Annotated in this window: 22 protein-coding genes; 6 read left to right on the top strand and 16 right to left on the bottom strand. The window is 44.0% G+C overall.

Annotated features, from left to right (window positions below):
- Positions 1–71: 71 nt before the first annotated feature.
- Both AC0OMU_RS12395 and gamR read right to left on the bottom strand, forming a co-directional pair.
- Entirely contained in the window at positions 72–347 is a 276-nt protein-coding gene (locus AC0OMU_RS12395; RefSeq protein ID WP_322840120.1) for a DUF1648 domain-containing protein, read from the bottom strand.
- A gap of 33 nt (positions 348–380) precedes the next feature.
- Positions 381–1,088 carry a transcriptional regulator GamR gene (gene gamR, locus AC0OMU_RS12390; protein ID WP_014475668.1) on the bottom strand — a complete coding sequence of 236 codons (708 nt, stop codon included), beginning with the start codon at positions 1,086–1,088 and terminating at the stop codon, positions 381–383.
- A gap of 218 nt (positions 1,089–1,306) precedes the next feature.
- Between gamR and nagB the strand changes: the two genes are divergently transcribed.
- The 3 genes from nagB to gltP all read left to right on the top strand — a co-directional run bounded on the left by nagB (position 1,307) and on the right by gltP (position 5,361).
- Entirely contained in the window at positions 1,307–2,056 is a 750-nt protein-coding gene (nagB, locus tag AC0OMU_RS12385) for a glucosamine-6-phosphate deaminase (protein WP_474241210.1), read from the top strand.
- Between the two features lie 20 nt (positions 2,057–2,076).
- A complete protein-coding gene (gene ptsG, locus AC0OMU_RS12380) occupies positions 2,077–3,972 on the top strand; it encodes a glucose-specific PTS transporter subunit IIBC (RefSeq protein WP_474241209.1) in 1,896 nt (631 codons plus the stop codon).
- A 144-nt stretch (positions 3,973–4,116) separates the two neighbouring features.
- Positions 4,117–5,361, top strand: coding sequence for a glutamate-aspartate/proton symporter GltP (gene gltP, locus AC0OMU_RS12375; protein WP_003234847.1), 1,245 nt, complete (start codon positions 4,117–4,119; stop codon positions 5,359–5,361).
- A gap of 35 nt (positions 5,362–5,396) precedes the next feature.
- Here the strand turns inward: gltP and trhO are convergent, their stop codons facing one another.
- The 11 genes from trhO to purT form a co-directional block, all read right to left on the bottom strand.
- Positions 5,397–6,365: an oxygen-dependent tRNA uridine(34) hydroxylase TrhO gene (gene trhO / locus AC0OMU_RS12370; protein WP_015382648.1), complete on the bottom strand. Its 969-nt coding sequence runs from the start codon at positions 6,363–6,365 to the stop codon at positions 5,397–5,399.
- Between the two features lie 199 nt (positions 6,366–6,564).
- Positions 6,565–7,452, bottom strand: a complete 888-nt coding sequence (locus tag AC0OMU_RS12365) for a helix-turn-helix transcriptional regulator (protein ID WP_003246240.1) — start codon at positions 7,450–7,452, stop codon at positions 6,565–6,567.
- A gap of 107 nt (positions 7,453–7,559) precedes the next feature.
- Positions 7,560–8,897, bottom strand: coding sequence for an erythromycin esterase family protein (locus AC0OMU_RS12360; protein ID WP_474241208.1), 1,338 nt, complete (start codon positions 8,895–8,897; stop codon positions 7,560–7,562).
- Between the two features lie 104 nt (positions 8,898–9,001).
- A complete protein-coding gene (locus AC0OMU_RS12355; RefSeq protein ID WP_047182011.1) occupies positions 9,002–9,280 on the bottom strand; it encodes a hypothetical protein in 279 nt (92 codons plus the stop codon).
- Positions 9,281–9,334: 54 nt separating this feature from the next.
- The gene (locus AC0OMU_RS12350; protein WP_014475662.1) at positions 9,335–10,126 is read right to left on the bottom strand and encodes a phosphatidylserine decarboxylase; all 792 of its coding nucleotides are present in this window, start codon (positions 10,124–10,126) and stop codon (positions 9,335–9,337) included.
- Positions 10,119–10,607 (bottom strand): DedA family protein, encoded by a 489-nt coding sequence (locus AC0OMU_RS12345; RefSeq protein WP_003234861.1) that lies wholly within the window; start codon positions 10,605–10,607, stop codon positions 10,119–10,121. The genes AC0OMU_RS12350 and AC0OMU_RS12345 overlap by 8 nt, the downstream gene beginning before the upstream one ends.
- Complete coding sequence (pssA, locus tag AC0OMU_RS12340) at positions 10,598–11,131, bottom strand: CDP-diacylglycerol--serine O-phosphatidyltransferase (RefSeq protein ID WP_014475661.1); 534 nt, start codon at positions 11,129–11,131, stop codon at positions 10,598–10,600. Before pssA ends, AC0OMU_RS12345 begins: the two co-directional genes overlap by 10 nt.
- A 194-nt stretch (positions 11,132–11,325) precedes the next feature.
- Positions 11,326–12,216, bottom strand: coding sequence for an enantioselective carboxylesterase CesB (cesB, locus tag AC0OMU_RS12335; RefSeq protein WP_015482737.1), 891 nt, complete (start codon positions 12,214–12,216; stop codon positions 11,326–11,328).
- A 171-nt stretch (positions 12,217–12,387) separates the two neighbouring features.
- Positions 12,388–12,786 (bottom strand): YbfJ family protein, encoded by a 399-nt coding sequence (locus tag AC0OMU_RS12330; RefSeq protein WP_015482736.1) that lies wholly within the window; start codon positions 12,784–12,786, stop codon positions 12,388–12,390.
- The gene (mpr, locus tag AC0OMU_RS12325) at positions 12,749–13,690 is read right to left on the bottom strand and encodes an extracellular metalloprotease Mpr (protein ID WP_015252930.1); all 942 of its coding nucleotides are present in this window, start codon (positions 13,688–13,690) and stop codon (positions 12,749–12,751) included. The genes AC0OMU_RS12330 and mpr overlap by 38 nt, the downstream gene beginning before the upstream one ends.
- 143 nt (positions 13,691–13,833) lie before the next feature.
- On the bottom strand, positions 13,834–15,003 hold the full coding sequence (gene purT, locus AC0OMU_RS12320) for a phosphoribosylglycinamide formyltransferase 2 (protein ID WP_474241572.1): 1,170 nt from the start codon (positions 15,001–15,003) through the stop codon (positions 13,834–13,836).
- Between the two features lie 210 nt (positions 15,004–15,213).
- On the opposite strand from purT, the gene AC0OMU_RS12315 reads away from it, so the two are divergent.
- From AC0OMU_RS12315 to AC0OMU_RS12305, 3 genes are all read left to right on the top strand, one after another.
- Positions 15,214–16,041 (top strand): AraC family ligand binding domain-containing protein, encoded by an 828-nt coding sequence (locus tag AC0OMU_RS12315; protein ID WP_015382640.1) that lies wholly within the window; start codon positions 15,214–15,216, stop codon positions 16,039–16,041.
- Positions 16,038–16,958 carry a DMT family transporter gene (locus AC0OMU_RS12310; RefSeq protein WP_015382639.1) on the top strand — a complete coding sequence of 307 codons (921 nt, stop codon included), beginning with the start codon at positions 16,038–16,040 and terminating at the stop codon, positions 16,956–16,958. Before AC0OMU_RS12315 ends, AC0OMU_RS12310 begins: the two co-directional genes overlap by 4 nt.
- Positions 16,959–17,282: 324 nt before the next feature.
- Positions 17,283–17,711: a hypothetical protein gene (locus AC0OMU_RS12305; protein ID WP_015482733.1), complete on the top strand. Its 429-nt coding sequence runs from the start codon at positions 17,283–17,285 to the stop codon at positions 17,709–17,711.
- Positions 17,712–17,744: 33 nt separating this feature from the next.
- Here AC0OMU_RS12305 and AC0OMU_RS12300 read toward each other — a convergent pair whose 3' ends face one another.
- From AC0OMU_RS12300 to AC0OMU_RS12290, 3 genes are all read right to left on the bottom strand, one after another.
- The gene (locus tag AC0OMU_RS12300) at positions 17,745–18,995 is read right to left on the bottom strand and encodes an MFS transporter (RefSeq protein ID WP_041518179.1); all 1,251 of its coding nucleotides are present in this window, start codon (positions 18,993–18,995) and stop codon (positions 17,745–17,747) included.
- On the bottom strand, positions 18,992–19,909 hold the full coding sequence (locus AC0OMU_RS12295) for a bifunctional helix-turn-helix transcriptional regulator/GNAT family N-acetyltransferase (protein ID WP_015482731.1): 918 nt from the start codon (positions 19,907–19,909) through the stop codon (positions 18,992–18,994). The genes AC0OMU_RS12300 and AC0OMU_RS12295 overlap by 4 nt, the downstream gene beginning before the upstream one ends.
- Positions 19,910–20,000: 91 nt before the next feature.
- Positions 20,001–20,249 carry a YbeF family protein gene (locus AC0OMU_RS12290; RefSeq protein WP_015382635.1) on the bottom strand — a complete coding sequence of 83 codons (249 nt, stop codon included), beginning with the start codon at positions 20,247–20,249 and terminating at the stop codon, positions 20,001–20,003.
- Positions 20,250–20,373: the final 124 nt, after the last annotated feature.

The following is a 20,373-nucleotide window of genomic DNA, read 5'->3' as shown; positions in this document are numbered from 1 at the left end:
ATACACCACATTCATTGTCAGATGAAGCTGAAATTAAAGAAAAACAGCCAGTTTTATTCTGGCTGTTTGATTTAGAGCGCTAAATAAAGGACGACAATGTGGCAAATCAGCAAAATATACACCGCGAATACAAATTGCCAATTGATCTTCCGCGCCCATGCAAACACCACCATCAAAACAGGCAGCATCACAATCCCCGCCAGCTTGTTAACCGTCAGATCCGGACTGTTCGCAACATCATAATGAATCGGCATTTCGGCCGGTAGAAAAGGGTAAAACACGATTGATAGGATAAAAGCAGCAATGACAGCCCCCCACAGCACTTTTCCATTCGTCAATAGAAACATAGAACGACCATTCCTTTCTTATCACGTATTGCTTTATGAATGATATGACTGTTCTACGGTGAATTTCGTTCGGTCTCCCCGGGTAATAATTTGCGCATATTCCACCACTTCTTCATTTTTATCATAGGTAAGGGATTCTGATAAAAACGCAGGCGCTCCGACATTGGTTAATAAGTGGCCGCTGATCGTTTCATCCGTTAAAATCGGTTCGATCGATTCCGTGCCCCTGCTGATTTCAATATTGTATTTTGTCCTTAACAATTCAAACAGCGAGCCGGTGCATTCCTCATGCGCCAGCCCCGGTGCCGCCTTCCAGGGAATATATGAGGTATGATACTGCAAAGGTTCCCCCTCGGCGTATCTGACTCTGACAAGCTTGTTGACAGGTTCATTCTCTTTCATTTTTAAAAGCTCGGCAATGGAGTGATCGGCAGGAATCACCACAAGCTCAAGCACTTTTGATTCAGAACGAAGGCCTCTCATTTGTTCTGCAAAGCTCGTAATCTTATGCGGAATCGGCGTTTGTATTTTTGCCGCCGATACAAATGTCCCTTTTCCTTGAATTCTTTTAATATATCCCTCAAGCTCTAGCTGCTGCAGAGCCAGTCTCACAGTTGTTCTGCTGACATCATATTGTTCGCAAAACTCACTCTCCGTCGGCAGCTGATCATTCGCCTGATATTTGCCCGATTTAATTAACTCAATGATTTTAAACTTGATAACAGAATATAAAGCTGTCATTTCATTCTCCCCATTCTGTATGCAATCCGTTCTTTTTCATTGAGACCATAATACCATTTGCCATCCCAATATGAAAGATTTGTATCCTTCTTTTATAACAAATTTTCAGAAATTAATATTGACAGTTTGATAAGGACGGTGCTAAATTCGTAATGACAAGTATCATAAATTGGTCATAACAAATATGATGATTGTCTATCTCTTTGAGGGGGTGTCACATGAAGATTCTGATCGCTGAGCACTACGCAGAACTCTGTAAGTTAAGCGCTGCCATTATTAAAGAACAAATACAAGCTAAGAAAGATGCCGTTCTCGGCCTGGCAACAGGAAGCACACCGGTCGGCTTATATAAGCAGTTGATTTCAGACTATCAGACAGGCGAAATTGATTTTTCAAAGGTTACTACATTTAATTTGGATGAATACGCTGGTCTCTCTCCATCTCATCCGCAAAGTTATAACCATTTTATGCATGAGCAGCTTTTTCAGCATATCAAGATGCAGCCTGATCATATTCATATCCCGCAAGGAGACAATCCGCAGCTTGAGGCGGAATGCAAAGTATACGAGGATCTCATCCGCCAGGCGGGAGGCATTGATGTCCAAATTCTCGGCATCGGCGCCAATGGCCATATCGGTTTTAATGAACCGGGATCTGATTTTGAAGACCGGACACGTGTTGTGAAGCTCTCGGAAAGCACGATACAGGCAAATGCCAGATTCTTCGGCGGCGATCCGGTGCTGGTGCCGAGACTCGCGATTTCAATGGGCATTAAAACTATCATGGAATTCAGCAAACATATTGTGCTTTTAGCAAGCGGCGAGGAAAAAGCAGACGCTATTCAAAAGATGGCTGAAGGTCCTGTCACGACAGATGTACCGGCCTCTATTCTTCAAAAACACAATCATGTAACCGTTATCGCCGATTATAAAGCAGCTCAAAAATTAAAGAGTGCATCATTCTCATAATACAATAAAAGGAGACTGTCATGTTTAAAAAGGCATTTCAAATTCTGCAGCAGCTTGGCCGCGCGTTGATGACTCCGGTTGCGGTCCTGCCAGCAGCAGGTCTTTTGCTCCGTTTCGGAGACAAGGATTTACTGAACATCCCTATTATAAAGGATGCGGGCGGCGTTGTATTCGATAATCTCCCGCTGATTTTCGCCGTGGGGGTCGCGATCGGATTAGCCGGCGGAGAAGGTGTAGCCGGACTTGCCGCTGTCATCGGATACTTAATTTTAACCGTCACCCTCGACAATATGGGAAAATTACTCGGCCTTCAGCCTCCGTATGAAGGAGCCGAGCACCTGATTGATATGGGGGTTTTCGGAGGAATCATCATCGGGCTTCTCGCCGCCTATTTATATAAGCGATTTTCATCAATCGAGCTGCATCCGGTCCTTGGATTTTTCTCTGGAAAACGCTTTGTCCCGATTATTACTTCCGTCAGTTCATTGGTGATCGGTGTCATTTTCTCATTCGTTTGGCCGCTGATCCAAAACGGAATTAACGCAGCCAGCAGTTTAATTGCCGATTCAACAGTCGGACTGTTCTTTTATGCAACGATCTATCGTTTGCTGATTCCTTTTGGCCTGCATCATATTTTTTATACGCCTTTCTATTTTATGATGGGAGAATACACAGACCCATCAACAGGCAACACCGTAACCGGCGACCTGACAAGGTTTTTTGCGGGAGACCCGACAGCCGGGCGCTTTATGATGGGGGATTTCCCTTACATGATTTTCTGTCTGCCGGCAGTTGCTCTTGCCATTATCCATACCGCGCGTCCGGAAAAGAAAAAAATGATCTCCGGCGTGATGATTTCTGCGGCGCTCACATCTATGCTGACCGGAATTACAGAACCGGTTGAGTTTTCTTTCTTGTTCGTTGCGCCCGTGCTCTATTTGATTAACTCTATTCTTGCCGGCGTCATCTTTGTCGTTTGTGATTTATTCCATGTCCGCCACGGCTATACGTTCTCAGGCGGCGGAATTGACTACGTCTTGAACTACGGACTGTCTACAAACGGCTGGGTTGTCATTCCTGTCGGGATCGTGTTTGCTTTCATTTATTATTATTTGTTCCGATTTGCGATTCTGAAATGGAATTTGAAAACGCCCGGCCGTGAGACAGATGAAGACGGTCAGAATGAGGAGAAAGCTCCAGTTGCAAAAGACCAACTTGCCTTTCACGTGTTGCAGGCCTTGGGCGGACAGCAAAATATCGCTAACCTGGATGCATGTATCACAAGGCTTCGTGTGACCGTTCATCAGCCAAGCCAAGTCAGCAAGGATGAATTAAAACGGCTTGGTGCAGTAGGTGTGCTGGAGGTCAACAACAACTTCCAGGCAATATTCGGAACCAAGTCCGATGCCTTAAAAGACGATATCAAAACAATCATGGCCGGGGGCGTCCCTGCCACCGCCGCCGCGCTGGACACGGTAACTGACAAACAGCAGAAGCCCGATTCCGGTGAGACCTTTATTTATCCGATTAAAGGAGAAACAGTCTCTTTAGAGGATGTGCCTGATCAAGTCTTTTCAGAAAAAATGATGGGCGAGGGCTTTGCGATTATACCATCAGAAGGAAAAGTCGTTGCACCTGCGGACGGCGAGATCGTCTCGATTTTTCCGACAAAACACGCCATCGGCTTTATGAGCGCCGGCGGCACTGAAATCCTGATTCATGTCGGCGTTGATACCGTCAAACTAAATGGGGAAGGCTTTGAAGCACATGTCACAAGCGGACAAGCGGTCAAACAAGGCGAACTGCTTCTCACCTTTGATCTCAATTACATCAAGCAGCATGCCGCTTCAGCCATAACACCGGTTATTTTCACAAATACCTCTGAAGAAGGTCTAAAGCACATTCAAATGAAGTAAAAAAGTCCCCCCTGCTGCGGGGGACTTTTTCGCCAACATAATGAAAGCGCTATCAAAATAAAATAACTTGAAAAAAGGTGTTTGCATTTGAATCACGAATGATATGAATATGCCTACATTCTATCGTTCTAAAGGGGGATTCATTTGAAAAAATTAATCGCGTTTCAAATTTTAATCGCTTTGGCTGTCGGCGCGGTGATCGGCCACTTTTTTCCTGATTTCGGGATGGCACTGAGGCCTGTCGGAGATGGATTTATCCGCCTGATTAAAATGATTGTTGTGCCGATTGTGTTTTCTACCATTGTCATTGGAGCTGCAGGAAGCGGAAGCATGAAAAAAATGGGCAGCCTCGGCATCAAGACGATCATTTGGTTCGAAGTGATTACAACGTTGGTATTAGGGCTTGGACTTTTATTAGCGAATGTCTTAAAACCAGGTGTCGGGCTTGACCTCTCCCATTTGGCAAAAAAAGATATCCATGAACTTTCCGGCTACACAGACAAAGTTGTTGATTTCAAGCAAATGATCCTGGATATTATCCCTACAAACATTATTGATGTCATGGCCAGAAATGATTTGCTTGCCGTTATTTTCTTCGCCATTTTATTTGGTGTCGCCGCGGCTGGTATCGGCAAAGCTTCTGAACCAGTAATGAAGTTCTTTGAATCTACCGCTCAGATTATGTTCAAGCTTACGCAAATCGTCATGGTCACTGCTCCTATCGGCGTGTTAGCCCTGATGGCAGCTTCTGTGGGCCAATATGGCATTGAACTCCTCCTCCCTATGTTTAAGCTGGTTGGCACCGTATTCCTTGGCCTGTTCCTGATCCTCTTTGTCCTCTTTCCGCTTGTCGGTCTCATCTTTCAGATTAAGTATTTCGAAGTATTGAAAATGATATGGGATCTGTTTTTAATTGCATTTTCCACCACCAGCACTGAAACCATTCTCCCTCAGCTGATGGATAGAATGGAGAAATACGGCTGTCCAAAACGAGTGGTATCATTTGTCGTTCCCTCCGGCTTGTCATTGAACTGTGACGGCTCCAGCTTATATTTATCGGTTTCTTGTATCTTTCTCGCTCAGGCCTTTCAAGTAGACATGACATTGTCCCAGCAGCTGCTCATGATGCTTGTGCTTGTGATGACGAGTAAAGGCATTGCAGCTGTACCCTCAGGATCACTTGTAGTTCTTCTGGCGACTGCCAATGCTGTAGGACTGCCGGCTGAAGGCGTTGCCATTATCGCGGGTGTTGACCGCGTCATGGACATGGCGAGAACAGGCGTGAACGTACCGGGACATGCGATCGCCTGTATCGTGGTATCAAAATGGGAAAAGGCCTTCCGCCAAAAAGAATGGGTTTCCGCAAACAGCCAAACTGAAAGCATATAGAAAAAAGAACACCTCAATCCGAGGTGTTCTTTTTATTATTCAGCAGCAGCGTGATCTTCTGTTTCAATCGCTGCCAGTCTTGCGTTTACTTCTTCTTCTGTCATATTATGCTCTTTCACATACAGGTTTCTTGGGTTCGTGCGGCATTCGTGGCTGCAGCTGCGCATATATTTATACTCATTTTCCGGTGTGCATATCAATTTTTTATTGCAAGATGGATTTGCGCAGTTCACATAACGCTCACACGGTTCTCCTGTAAAATAGTCCTTGCCGACAATCACATGCTCGACACGGTTGACAGGCACGCTGATTCTTTCATCAAATACGTAGCACTGGCCGTCCCAAAGCTTGCCTTGCACCTCAGGATCTTTTCCGTATGTCACGATTCCGCCGTCAAGCTGTGCTACATCTTCAAAGCCTTGCTTCACCAGCCACCCTGAGAACTTTTCACAGCGCACGCCGCCTGTACAGTATGTTAAAATCTTTTTGCCTTCAAGCATATCTTTGTGTTCTTCAATCCATTCAGGTAATTCGCGGAAGGCTTCGATGTCAGGACGGACTGCACCTCTGAAATGGCCAAGGTCATACTCGTAATCGTTACGCGCGTCGATGACAATTGTGTTTGGATCCTGCATCTTCTCATAAAATTCTGCAGGCTTCAAATGCTGGCCTGTTGTTTCGTTCGGATCGACATCATCTTCAAGACGAAGCGTTACAAGCTCTTTTTTATGGCGGACGAAGATTTTTTTGAAGGCATGGCCTTCTGCTTCATCAATTTTAAATACCATGTCCGCAAAACGAGGATCAGCTTTCATTGTTTCCATATATTTTTCAGTCTGTTCAACCGTACCTGATACCGTACCGTTAATTCCTTCAGAAGAAACAAGGATACGGCCTAACAAACCAAGCTCCTTACAAAAAGCCAGATGCTGCTCTCTAAACGCCTCTGGATCTTCAATCGGAACATATTTATAGTAAAGTAATACTCTGTATTGTTTTTCCATGTTTTAAACACCCTGTTCAATTATAGTTAGTTGCTATGCACACTCTTACTATATCATACAGGAAAATGCCGCAAAGATGAACAGATCCGCCCAGACTGATAAAAATATCCAAGCTCTTACAAACCTAAGCGGCACAAGGGTTTATCAATAACAAATAGTATTTTCCATTAACTTACTAATAAATGTAGTTGTCTGAAAACTATTTTTGTAGTTCCTCTTCAAAAGATAAATTTACCGGTTCATCTAAAAGTTCTCCCGGCATTTCAAGGTTTGTTGAAGGAACGCTCTCATCTACCTCTTCAAAAACAACATGATCCATCCACACCTGACCCGGCCCAGATAATTGAACGCCAAAAGATATCACAGCGCTATTTTCAGGGACATCTAAAACGATAGCATAATGATTCCAATTGGTTGTTCCGGTAATAGGTCTGTTGCTCATATTATCAAATTGGAGAACATCATCAGCAGCACTGTCAACCCGCATCCAAAGTGAGGCAAAATGCTGCACCCCCTTTGTTTTGATAAAACTTGATAGACGAAGCCTTTTTCCTAGATAGCGATCTGCTTTGAATTGCTGCATCATCGTCGCAAATTCACCGATATCCTGCACCATCGTTGACTTTAAATACCCTGAAGCTTTTCCCTGATGTACATTTTCCCGGTCAATCCCCATTTCGAATTGGAACGGATGGCTCCCGCTCAATACCCAGCCTTTCATTTTTTTCTCCATGTAAGATTCCTCCTTTTTTGAAGTAAAGCGTTTCATAAATGTTCGGTATGCTCCTGGCGGCATGTGATACATCTTTTTGAACGTCCTCGTAAATGCTTCTTGAGATTCAAACTGATAATACAAAGCAATATCGATAATACGATGATCTGTATAAAGCAAAGCTGCCGCCGCATTCGCAAGACGTCTTAACCGAATATAAGAAGCAACCGACATGCCGACTTCTTTTTGAAAAATCCGATGAAAATGGAATTTTGAAAAGCTTGAAACGTTAACAATATCCTCGTTTGATATTTGCTCATGTAAATGTGATTCAATCCAATTGATTGTTTTCTGGACAGCTTTTTCATAATACATTGCAAGCTCCAATCTCCTTTCTGTTTTAGAATAATGGATCACGGATTATATGTTTTGATTATTTTTGCGATATGTAAAAATCCCCTGTTTACCACAGGGGACACCGCTCACTTGATAATGACTGACGGCGTGATATGCTCCAGCCAAATGACACCGTCATATTGTTCCTTAAGGATCATCTGCTCTTCCATGTACCCCCAATAGAGCGCAGTCCGCGGGGTATACATCCACGAAGTGCCTTTCTTGTTTGTATGGAGAAAATCAACAAAAACAACTGGATGATCCGCAGCTTTCAGCAAAGCTTCAAGACTTCCAGACGGCGGCGGGCTTGTAACCGGCATAACCGTCTTATTATCAGAACTATCAAGACTTGCACCTGAGTAAGCATAAATGCCAATCGTATATGTTTGTTTTTTCAGCCGCTCCGGCAAATAATCACCCATGTTAGGGCCGTTTAGCTGTACCCAGTCCTTTATCATCTTCGTATTCTGTTTGCGCAGATGGTAATTGTGGCCCCAGACAATGATTTTCTTTTTCGGATAAAGGGTGTCAGCTACCCACTGAAATTGCTCAGCCATCATGCGGTCTCTCATAAAGAATGAAAAATCCTCAATATTCTCCGGATACTCCTCTAGTTTTTCTTTCATTTCTTCCAGCATATACGTTTCCATTACGTCAATTCTCAGCTGAAGAGAATGCATAAACATCTCATAAGCTTTCGGCTCTTTTGGAAGGTTATCTTTTAGCTCTGAAGCATGTGTTTTAGCGAACTTGATCAGCTTCTGATAGTTTTTCACAAGCTTTTCCTTCTTTTGCGAAAATTCATCAAACGTATTGCTGTCTGTCACTAATGTTGAAAACTCATTTTCTGATTGGGAGAGCAACTCTGCTTTCTCAGGGTCCACCGCTTTTACCCATTGAGTCGCAGCATCATTGAATGAATTCTTCATGCTTTGAATATCAAAACCGGTAAGGATCAGCGGATCGCCTTTCTCTTTTTGCTCTTTCATGTAATCAAACAATTCAACGACATCTTCTGTGTGCCATACAGCGTAAATAGAGTTTTTCATCGTGCTTTTAGGGGTTAATTGGTCCATATTAAGGTAGGATGCATTTGTATCAGGAAAGCCGGACTCAAAGGCCAATACATCGTATCCCAGCTCTTCGTGGAGATATTTGATCATTCTGACCTTTGTGGCGTTGATTTCACCAGCGCCGTGTGTGGTTTCTCCTAACTGAACGATTCGTTTTCCCTTCAGCACCTTCTTCAGAAAGCGAAGGTCTTTGTTTGAAGCATTGGAAGCATCCAGCGGCTGTGCATGTCGGTCAATCCATGGACCCCAATATTTTTCTTCAGAAGCAGCACGGGCAGAGGCTGAAAAAGAAGAAAACGCCAGACAAACGATCAGCAGCGGCAGGGTCATTCTCACTATCATTCGTTTCAATTCTATCTCTCCTTTTCTGCTAGGTTCTCTAGTCATTACGAGATAGATATAGAAAAAGTTTCCTTTTCCTACCAACAAAAAAAGCTTCTCTGTTGAAAGAAGCTTTAGCTGGATTCTCTCATCACCTGATGAAAGTAAAACCGATACGTATTTCGTAAAAATGTCTCAACCGGAAGCTGCACATCCGCTTGGTATTTGCTGATGATGAATGGAAACCGCTCAATTCCTTTTTCGCGCAAATTGTTCGCTTGCTCTTCATCTATTGCCTTCTCATGCAAAACTGTTTCAACGATCGGCCAGCATACTTCTCGCACTTGCCGCAGGACGGCTTCATCTCCGGTGTTCTGATAATCTGTAATCCAGCTGATGATTTGTTTCTCCATGAGTCTCACCTTTCTTCAAAAAAAGAGGCGCTGCGTTTATGCAAGCTCCTCTTTTTACTCTTCGTAACCTATCAGTTCTCCGACTTGAACTTCTTGGCCTTCTGTTAAATTGGCGGACGGCTGGAACGCGTCTTTTTCAAAAATCAAAATGACGGTTGACCCGAATGAAAAGTATCCCAGCTCCTCGCCGATCTCCAATTCAGCACGAGTATTCGTCTGCACGATAGAATTAATATTCATCGCGCCGACAGGAATCATCAGGACATTTCGGCTGCCGCTATTCAGCTCGTACACAAACCGGTAATTTTTCGACAGCACATCTTTCCCGTATTTTAAGCCTAGTTGATTTACCGGGTATGAGCGATTTCCGAGCTCGGCCAGCTTTTGATACCTGCAGCTGATCGGAGAATGGAAACGGTGATAATGCCTCGGGCTTAGATACAGCACGACGAAGTAACCGCCATTGTATTGATGGTCTGCGCTTTTACAGCCGGTCAGCTCAGCGAATGAGTAATCTTTCCCCTTCACCGTAAAGGTTTGATTCGGGTTGATGATTCCTACCGTCTGAACCACACCGTCAACAGGGCTGACCACCGCATGCGCCTCTTTTGATACAGGGCGCCGCTCCAGATTTATTTGTCGAATGAACAATTCGGACAGCGATCCATAATCAGCAGCCGTACCGTCCACATCATCCCAATTCAGCCGAAAATGTTTTGAGAAAAGCGGAATGACCGGTTTGCTGATTTTTGACTCGCAAAATCCTTTAATCAGATAGGATGACAGACGATGATTCGTCAGCTCTATCAATGATCGATACAGAATCTTTACAGCCGTATTAAACATGAATAATCCCTATAACCCTTCCGATTGTAATAAAAACAAAGCACCATAAAAAGGCGCCGATTGCCGCAAACGCAACATACGTTTTCAGATCCATTTTGCCGATCCCCGAAAAGTAGCACGTCACATGTCTGACGCCGGGAATAAAATAACCTAAAATAAGAGAATATGGACCGTATTTCTTCATCCACTTCTCCACTTTCATCATTCTTTTTTCTTTTAAGCCGACCCACTTGCCGTACTTGTCGATAAACGGGCGTCCGGCTTTTCTGCCAATCATGTAGCTGATCAGCATACCTAACAAAGCCCCGACAAAACTGATCAATATCGAAAGCTCATAATTCAATACATCGGTATGCGTGAAATAGCCAACAACGGTCATCATCACTTCATCTGGAATCGGCAATCCTACAATCCCTAATACCAGCATCAAAAAAATAGCGAGATAACCGTAATCCGCTATGAGCTGCTGAACTAATTCCATCTCCCGGACTCCAGGTTTTCTGCCGCATGTTTTTTAAAATGAGGGAATTTTATTTTACTCACCATCAAATATGAAAGTCCGCAAGTGCCGATTGCCAGAAGGATCGGGTTATAGGTAAAGCTTAAAATAACGAGACACATGCCCGCAAACGGAATCGGCATACCGATAAATGTCGGGAGCTTGCTTTGTTCAATGTTAAATTTAGAGAGGCGAAGCATTCCGCAAATGCTGTACGTCAATGCGCATAAGATCCCGATAAATGGCAGGGTATACAACGCGACACTGTAAGCAAGCATAGAAGGAGCCACCCCAAACGTAACCAGATCGGCAAACGAATCCAGTTCTTTCCCCATATCAGAAACGGCATTCAGCTTACGAGCAGCCATCCCGTCAAAGAAATCAAGGAACATGCCTGTAAAAATAAAAAGCACTGCTGAATGAATGTTGTGATATAGCAAGGAATGAATCGCCAGCAATCCGCAAATGAAGTTTCCTATCGTAATCATACAGGGGATGTAATTCACAGTGTAACCAAACCTCCAATTGTAAAACCATCTATATTATTTGACGATAGTGATCGAATAGCGTTACAGGAAAAATTTTTCTCCAATAAGCATGATAACATAGAATGCTCCAAAAAAAGCAGCATTCAAATTCTATTATTATACAACATTTGTTACCTTTTGAAAAATGAATGCCAATCTTTTCATGTTCCTTACTATTTTATCCCCCCGCATAAAAAGGACAAGACGCGTTGATTGACGTACTCTGGCTGCTCCAGAGATAACAGATGTCCGGCGTTCTTTACGATTTCAGCCTGAATTCCCGGCACCAATACCGAAGCCCGCTCAAAGGCCATTTGCTGATGGTACATGACCTCGTGCTCACCGAACATCAGAAGTACCGGGACTTGTATCGATTTCAATTCCTGGTCTGTGAACACGTACGGAAAGCCGTTTTCTGTCGGCTTCAGGCTCCTTTGTTCCTCCTTCCATTCCACGCCCGCCACAATTTGTCTTTGCAGTAAAGGATGCAGATCATAACTGTTGCCTGTGATCCACTTGATATATGATTCAGCTCCTCTTGCCCCTGTAAGCTCTGCAGCGTATTTATAGACATCCGGATGAAATGAAATAAACGCTTCAGCGGGACTCATAACAACCGCCCGCTCTACTCTTTCAGGCGCGCGGAGTAAGAAATTCACGATATGGGAGCCGCCAAGCGAAAGACCGGCCAGGTGTGCCGTCTCAAGTCCAAGAGAATCAAAGACATCTTTCATCCATTCTGCAAAATCAGCTCTCGTTTCCATGGCTGCTGATGGTATACTTTTATTTTTGTCTCCTATTATATCGACCGCATATGTACGAAATTGACGGCTCAACGCCGCGATATTCGGATACCACATCGCAGAGCTGAAAAGGCCCCCGTGAAGCAAAATGAGCGAAGGTGCGTCCTTTGGCCCACTTGCAATAATATGTGTTTTTCCAAAACGAGTAGAAACATAGAATGCTTCCGACTCAATCGGCCACAAAGAAAGGCTTTGATCATATGCCTGGTAAAAGCGCAGACCACTTTCAACCGCGGCAAACTGCATTGAATCTTGTATCATCTTCTTCTTTTTCCTCCGGGTTTGATTAATATAAAATAAGGGATAGCGCCCCTTTTGTCTCGTAAGAAAAAATACCTATTTCTTATTATCTCACATAATAAATTTCCAGTATATAGTTTGGTTTCCTGCAATAAATAAAAAAAGGCAGTTCCCTTAAAATCAAGGAAACTGCTATTCTTTGAAGACTAACGGAATGGCATGATCTTTCTTATCCTCTGTTAACGAGATGTGATGGGTTACTGATATTTCACCCTTCGTCAACGCGACTGAGTAATCGCCTTTTCTGCCGGTATCCCATTTGATATCTCCGTTTTTGTCTGTTTTACCGAGTATCTCGCCAATCTCTGTACTCGGCTCCTCATCTGAAGAGGGCGCTTTGACAATCGTCACTTGAACCCCTTCGACCGGCAGCCCCTTAGCATCCTCCACATGAAGAGTGACAGGAATAGTCGTTTCTTTTTGAGAAGAATGCGTCTGCGAACTGCATCCGCATAAAAACAAAATAGACATGAATATGGCTAGTTTGCTGTATTTATTGATTTGCCCAATATTGAATATTGTTGAATACATCGTTCGTCACCCTTGTTCCCAAGTTATATGACGATCCTCCGTTCGTGTGAATGGCAATAGCTGTCTGCCCTGTATCACTGTAGTTTCGATAAACAGGCGAGCCGCTTTGGCAGCCGTACGTATCGGTTGTATAGGTCAGCTTATACGTTTCAGCGGAGCGTATCGGCTTTGTATCAGACCACATCGTGCCAAAGGTTTTGTCACACGGGAATCCTGTCACTGACGAGGAAAGGCCCACGGGACTGCTGCTGTTTGTAGTCCGGTAGCCGTACCAGCCAACCGTGTTTCCAGGAGAACCGTTTAATTTAATAGCTCCGTAATCATAATTGGTGTCTTTGCTTTCCGTCCATCCTTTGACGGAGTAAAACATCGTGCCTGAATAAGTACCGTACGGATAGGACGAACCATTGCGGCCCGGCGCGGCGGTTATCGTCGAAGCCCATCCATGATCCTGGCTGTACACACAATGTCCAGCCGTGACGACTGTATTTGGATTGACTAAAAATCCGGTACATCCATAAGTGCTTGAAGTGTTGGGATACTTGATTGACAGTTGAACGGTTGCTCTATATGGAAAAGATGTAGTGCTGGAGATTCTGGTGCGTTCATCAGTTCCGATAATGCTCGAAGGCTGTAAGGTTTGAATGTTTTTCTCCAGTTCCGTTTGGCCGCCGTATAACGATTTACTTGTTTTTCCGGTTCCCTCATAAGGGGCGGAAACCTGTTCTGCTTTTGATGTTTGGTTTTTCGTGGCATCAGCTTCTTTACCGGTATTCGATACAGAAGTTTGCGGGTTCTCTGCCGCTTTTGCCGGTACGCCAAAAGATACCGCTGCTGCCAAAGCCAAACACAAAACCGTTAAGTAAGCGAACCATTGTTTTCTGAATCTTGGAACTAATTTCATTTTGTCATCTCCCTCCTTTAGTGTCAACCACCCGTATCGATGGAAGACTTTTACATTATAATCAGGTTTCTGATTCTTATGATAAAACTTTTACGGAGAAAGAAAAAAACAGGCCTTGTACCATGACAAGGCCTGTTCAAACTCTATTTTATCGTTAGCTGGTCCAACGCTTTCTTTGCATTCTCTCTTGCCGTTTCAACTGAATCAGCAGCAGAGAGCGCAACTGCCATACGACGTCCGGCTTTCGTTATCGGCTTTCCAAAGACGCGCACTTGAGTCTTTGGGACTGCCAGTGCGTTTTCCAATCCTTCAACAGTGTAATCCGCTAATTCTTCCGGCGCTTTGAGGGGCCTGCTGGCGCCAGGAGAAAGCTGTGTGATTTCTGTAATCGGAAAGCCTAGAATCGCCCGGACATGCAGTGCAAATTCTGACAAATTTTGCGTCACCAGCGTGACAAGGCCTGTATCATGCGGACGGGGAGATACCTCACTGAAATATACCCTATCTTTCGCAAGGAACAGCTCAACACCAAACAGGCCGTATCCGCCAAGCTCATCCGTGATCGTTTTCGCAATATGCTTCGCTTCTTCTATTTGCTGCTCTGTCATATCATGCGGCTGCCATGATTCGATATAATCCCCGTCCTTTTGCACATGACCGATCGGCTCGCAAAATGCCGTACCGTTAACCGCACGTACGGTTAAGAGTGTGATTTCTGATTCGAATGGGATAAACTCCTCAACGATTACGCGGCCGTTTTTCACCCGTCCGCCTTCCATCGCCGTCTCCCAGCAGCTCTCTAAATCCGCTTCAGAGTGGCAGATACTTTGGCCTTTTCCAGAAGAACTCATCAATGGTTTAACGACACAAGGAAAACCGATCTGTGCTGCCGCTTGTATAAATTCATCATATGTATTCGCAAATTCATAGCCAGCCGTCGCAAGTCCGAGCGTTTCCGCCGCAAGCCGTCTGATGCCTTCCCGATCCATCGTCAGCTTGGCCGCACGGGCATTCGGGATGACATGAAATCCTTCCTCTTCAAGCTTCAGCAATTCATCCGTCGCGATCGCCTCCACCTCAGGCACAATCAAATCCGGCTTTTCTTTCTCAATAATGGCTCTGATCTGCTCTGGGTCCAGCATATCAACGACATAACTGTTATGTGCGACCTGCATCGCCGGAGCATGCTCGTAACTGTCAACTGCCACCGTCTGTACCCCAAGACGCTGGGCTTCAATCACTACCTCTTTACCTAACTCACCTGAACCTAACAATAAAACCTTCTTTGATTGATACATCTTTGCCCCTCCTATCTGTTCCAAACCATTATAACTGAAATATTTGAAAAATAAATTTTTATTAAAAAAGATAAAATTATTATTGAGGGTTAATTAAATTCTTTAAACGAAAGCAGACCAATAACGGTCTGCTTTCTCTATTCCTAAACAGCAACATCATACAAGAAATCCCCCTAAATCATGCTACACTTAATCCAAGACCACCACACCGACAGGAGGCATCCCATGCAAAACGAAACCCGCACACTGCAGCTTGACCCACACCTTCATATAGAAGCCTACCGTTTCAAGGGAATTATGCAAAAGTTCCCGAACCACTTTCACGATTATTATGTGATTGGATTTATTGAAAAAGGGCAACGGTATCTGGCCTGTCAGGATCAAGAATATATCATCAATCCTGGTGATCTTCTCCTCTTTAACCCCCGTGACACGCATAGCTGTGAACAGATTGACGGCCGGACGCTTGATTATCGGTGTATCAATGTCATGCCGGATATCATGGAGAAGGCGGTGAAAGAGATTACTGGCGCCGGGCATCTCCCTTATTTCTCCCAGCATGTGTTATTCCGCCATGAGCTGACAGCCAGCCTGCAGGAATTGCATATTTTGATATCCGAGGAAAAACAAGCTTTGCGTAAGGAGGAGCTGTTTCTTCATCTATTAGAGGAGCTGATCCGCCATTATTCAGATGTCACGTTCCTTAGCAGCGTTCCAGAACCATCAGACGAAGTCAAAATGGTTTGTGAATTTTTAGAAGAGCATTATGCAGAAAATGTCACGCTCAATGATTTGAGTGAATTAACAGGCTGGAGCAAGTATCATTTATTGCGTTCATTTACAAAACAAAAAGGCATTACCCCTAATAGCTACATGGAAACAATCCGGATTAATCAAGCGAAAAAACTCCTTGAACAAGGGGTAAGGCCGATTGATGCGGCTTTTCAGACAGGATTCAGCGATCAGAGCCATATGACGAAGTTTTTTAAACGGCAGGTGGGGCTGACGCCGAAGCAATACATGAAGATTTTTGAAAAGGAGCTTCACAGATGAACATACAAAGAGAAACTGCGGGGCATATCGCAGCCATTGTGACCATTCTGATTTGGGGGACGACCTTTATTTCGACAAAAGTTCTGCTGGCTGACTTCTCTCCAATGGAAATATTATTTTATCGGTTTTTGATGGGCTTTATCGCTCTTATCCTCGTCCGTCCCAACATGATTCCTTTCAGGAATTGGCGACAGGAGCTGTTATTTGCCGGGGCTGGTTTATTTGGCGTAACCTTATACTTTCTATTAGAAAATATAGCTCTCACCTATACATACGCATCCAATGTCGGCATGATCGTGTCCATTATTCCGATGATCACTGCGGTTTTGGCCCATTTTCTGCTTGAAGGCGAAAAACTGCGGCTGACTTTTTTCATTGGATTTGGCTCGGCACTGATCGGGCTTTTATTGATTACGTTCAACGGCAATATCGTACTGCGTCTAAATCCTCTCGGAGACATCATGGCTGCCGGGGCTGCTCTCGTGTTTGGCGGATACTCGATATTCATGAAAAAATTAAGCGCTTACGAACACCACATCATCGAGCTGACACAGAGAGTATTTTTGTATGGTTTATTGTTTATGGTTCCCGCTTTATTTTTGTTCGACTTCCATTTTGACCTAAGCCGATTTTCATCAGCTTCAAATATACTCAACATGCTTTTCTTAGGGATTGGCGCTTCGGCCCTGTGCTTCGCCACTTGGAATTACTCAGTCGGCGTGCTCGGAGCCGTCAAATCCAGTGCGTATATATACATGGTCCCGGTTATCACAATCGCCGCTTCCGTCCTGATCCTGCATGAAAACATGACATGGATCGCTCTTCTAGGAGGCGCCCTTACGCTTTTAGGCCTCTACATCTCGGAGATGAAACCGAAAGCGAAGCTGATGGAGAACGGATGTAAAATGGATGCTTAACGGCATCTATACACGGGGTGTATGGGCAGACACAAACGGCGCTCACTGCGTTCCAAATCGACTTTATCAAAATCTACCTAACAGTCTTTGCTTACCGACTGAACTTTATGTAATTCAATAACTCAAACATTGAATACTTAATTTGTACCTTTTTGACGTTGCAATATATAACAATGCTACTTCTGGACTTAAAACTTCGATTACATTTAAAAAAGGCCCTGAAGCAGGAGCAGTTGCAGTACTCTTCCGTCCATTATTAATAGTCTTGATCTCCATGGGTCCTTTTAGAGGACTCATGGAGTTATTCTTAAGGGAGGATTCTATATGAAAAGTAATATACATAAATATCAGGAGATCACAAAAAAAATAGAAACTGACTTGTACCCTATCAGTCAAAACGATAATGATTTACTTTCGTACCTAATGAAACAAGACTCTTTCACACTCAACCAAATGAAAGTGTGTTTAATTGAACCACAGCTCACATTCAAACACACTGTCAAAATCGTATTTACAGTAACATTAATAACGTTATATATTTATTTTTTCAGTTCTCATTATAATGATTTAATAGAAATGGGTGTACAAATGTTTTTTGTGTTAATTGGCCTAATATGGGTATTTGGTGTTTACCCATTTTCAAGAAGAGTTCAAATTTCTGAACGCTTCAAACAAAAATCCGAAAACGCCCGCATAGTCGGTATGATCGACTTCGTATTAGAACAAAAATACAAAAAAAGCATCTCTGAATAATCCCACATCAGAGATGCTTTCCCTTTGTCCTCATCACTTGTCTACCACAGCCGCACTGTCACGCGTAACCGCAGCTGGCTCCCTCAGCATCACATTCATTACGCTCGCAAGCACGAGCATTCCAATCGACAAATAAAAAGCCAGTGTATACTCACCCGTTACCGTATAGATGACGCCGGGCACATACGCACCTAGTGCCGATCCGATCTGATGGGCGAGTGACAGCCAGCCAATCATGAGGCCGATCGAGTAGTTTTGAAAGTACTGGGTGGCGAGCATTTGAGTCGGTGCTACCGTTGCAAAGTCCACTAATCCAAACAGAATCGCAAAGGCTAAAAGCAAGTAAGGCTCGTGGCTGTAAATAAGAATCACGATCGACAACGCCCGCACCGCATATAAAAAGCACAGGATTTTCCGGCTGCTCCACCGGTCCGCTACAATTCCGGACAGCAAGATGCCAGCAATATTAAAGCCTGCCAGCAGACTGACAGCAGCACTCGTGACTGTCGTTGAAAAGCCATGATCATGAGAAAACGGAATCAAATGGGTATCCATCAGCCCCACGGTCGTAAATCCACAGATCAAAAACGGAAAAATCAAGTACCAGAATTGCCTCATCCGAAACATCCCGGTCACTGAAAGAGCTGTTGTTTTGGGTGCTGTTTCTTTTTCTGATGCAGCCAGTCCGCCTATCGGCTCTGTATTCTTTTCTGAAGGATTGTTCCGCAGCATCAGCAGCGCAGCCGGAAAGACAATCACGATTAACAGCAGTCCCAACACCACAACCGTCAGCTTCCAGCTAAACCAATGGATCAACATGAGTGAGCCGGGAACGAGAAGCATTTGCCCCGCGCCAAAGCCTGCTTCCATGATCCCAAAGGCTAGTCCCCGCTTTTTGCTGAACCAATTGACGACCAATACACTTGCCGCCACATTCGATGCTCCGCCCACTCCAAGTGAGACACCCAGCCCATAAAGCAGAAACAGCTGCCAAGGCGAAGTCACAAGGTATGTTAAGAAAATGCTGACTCCTGTCAGTAACGCACTCCATGCCAAAACAGCCCGGGCACCCCATTTGTCCACAAGCCGCCCAATCACAGGCTGTGATATGCCATAAACAATAAAACTCATCGTCGAAATCAGCGAGATGGTGCTTCTATCCATTGAAAACTGCCGTTCCCACGGCTCCACAAACGCACCAAATGACAGCCGCACCCCCTGAACCGCCAATAAGATCAAAAAGGTGACGGAGACGATGATCCACGCATAATGCAGTCTTTTCATGACAGCTCCAAATCCCACCGTTCTTCTGTCAGCTGCTGTCCCCATAATGGCGCTTCTTGTTTTACTTCACTTATCCTGAATCCAAATTTTTTATAGAGCGGACGAGCCTCAGCCATGGTGCTCACCGTCCAAAGGAAAATGCGGTCAAACTTCATGTCTTGGCAGTATGCAACCAGATGCTCCAGCAATTGCGTGCCGAGCCCCCTGCCCCGAAAATCCGCATCAACCAGAAACCATCTGAGCTGGACTGTCTTTTCATCATGCTTGACCAATCCGACAGAGCCGGCAAATTTCCCGCCGCTTTCCGCAATCCATATTTTTTCGATGTCAGCATCAAATGTCTCCTGAAGATAAGCTAAAAACGTGTCATCCCAACCGTGAGCCTCCGCGTAAAATTGTCTTTGTTTCTCAATAAGGAGTTGTAGATCCTCCGAAAGAAAATAATCTCTAATCGATATCTCTGATGTTCTGGCAGAAAGCGACTGTGAAAGGATCGCTTCAATCTCTGCCATCGCCTCGGTAAGCTTGTGCTGCTCCTTTTGGTTGATTTCCTTCAGCATCAGTTCTACTTGTTCGTTGGCTTTCTCCTCCAGCTTTTTATAAATCATTTTTCCTGTTTCTGTGACAAAAATATAATGGTGGCGGGCGTCATCTTTGCTCCTCTGTTTATAGATCAAATCTTCTTTTTCAAACTGCTTCACAATCCTGCTGACATATCCCCTGTCAAGCCCCAGTTTATCCTGAAGAGCTTTTGCCGTACAATTAGGCGTATTATAAATCTCAAATAAAATCCGTGTTTCTGTTAAGGAAAACGGGCTGTCGTAAATGTGCTCATTAAGGAAACCAAGGACGTTTGTATAAAATCGATTGAACTTTCTGAATTTTAACCCGACAGATGATTCTCTTGTTTTCAAATCAATCCCCACTTTCTAATATTGTTGACTAAGGCAATTATAATCACATATAGTTGCTTTAGTCAACGATATGTTAGAAAGTGAGGTCTTTTTAATTTCCTGATTCCTTCCTTTTCCTTACCACAATCAATGTGATATAGGATAAAGCCAGAGAAAACAAGCTATAGACAACAGCCCATCCCAAAAATGATTCATTAAAAATGGTAAAGGTGAGCACAAGAGAAATCACCAAACTAAGCATTGGCATCAGATACGGGTTTTTACAAATACAGGTCCCGACAATCGATAGCAGCATAATTCCTAACGGTAAAATAAAGAATGCGATATCTAATTCATCCACCTTTAAACAGCCTCCCTCCAGATTTTTATGTTACTAGTAAAAAAACATAACTGCATTTAGTAAAAGGATAATATTTACTTCCATAAGGTCCAATTTGAAAATTACCCGTTTACATTCGCTCCGG

It is taken from the genome of Bacillus sp. FAU18 (assembly GCF_056033885.1).
The sequence above is the reverse complement of the archived record's forward strand: the minus strand, read 5'-3'. Positions and strand labels throughout refer to the sequence as shown.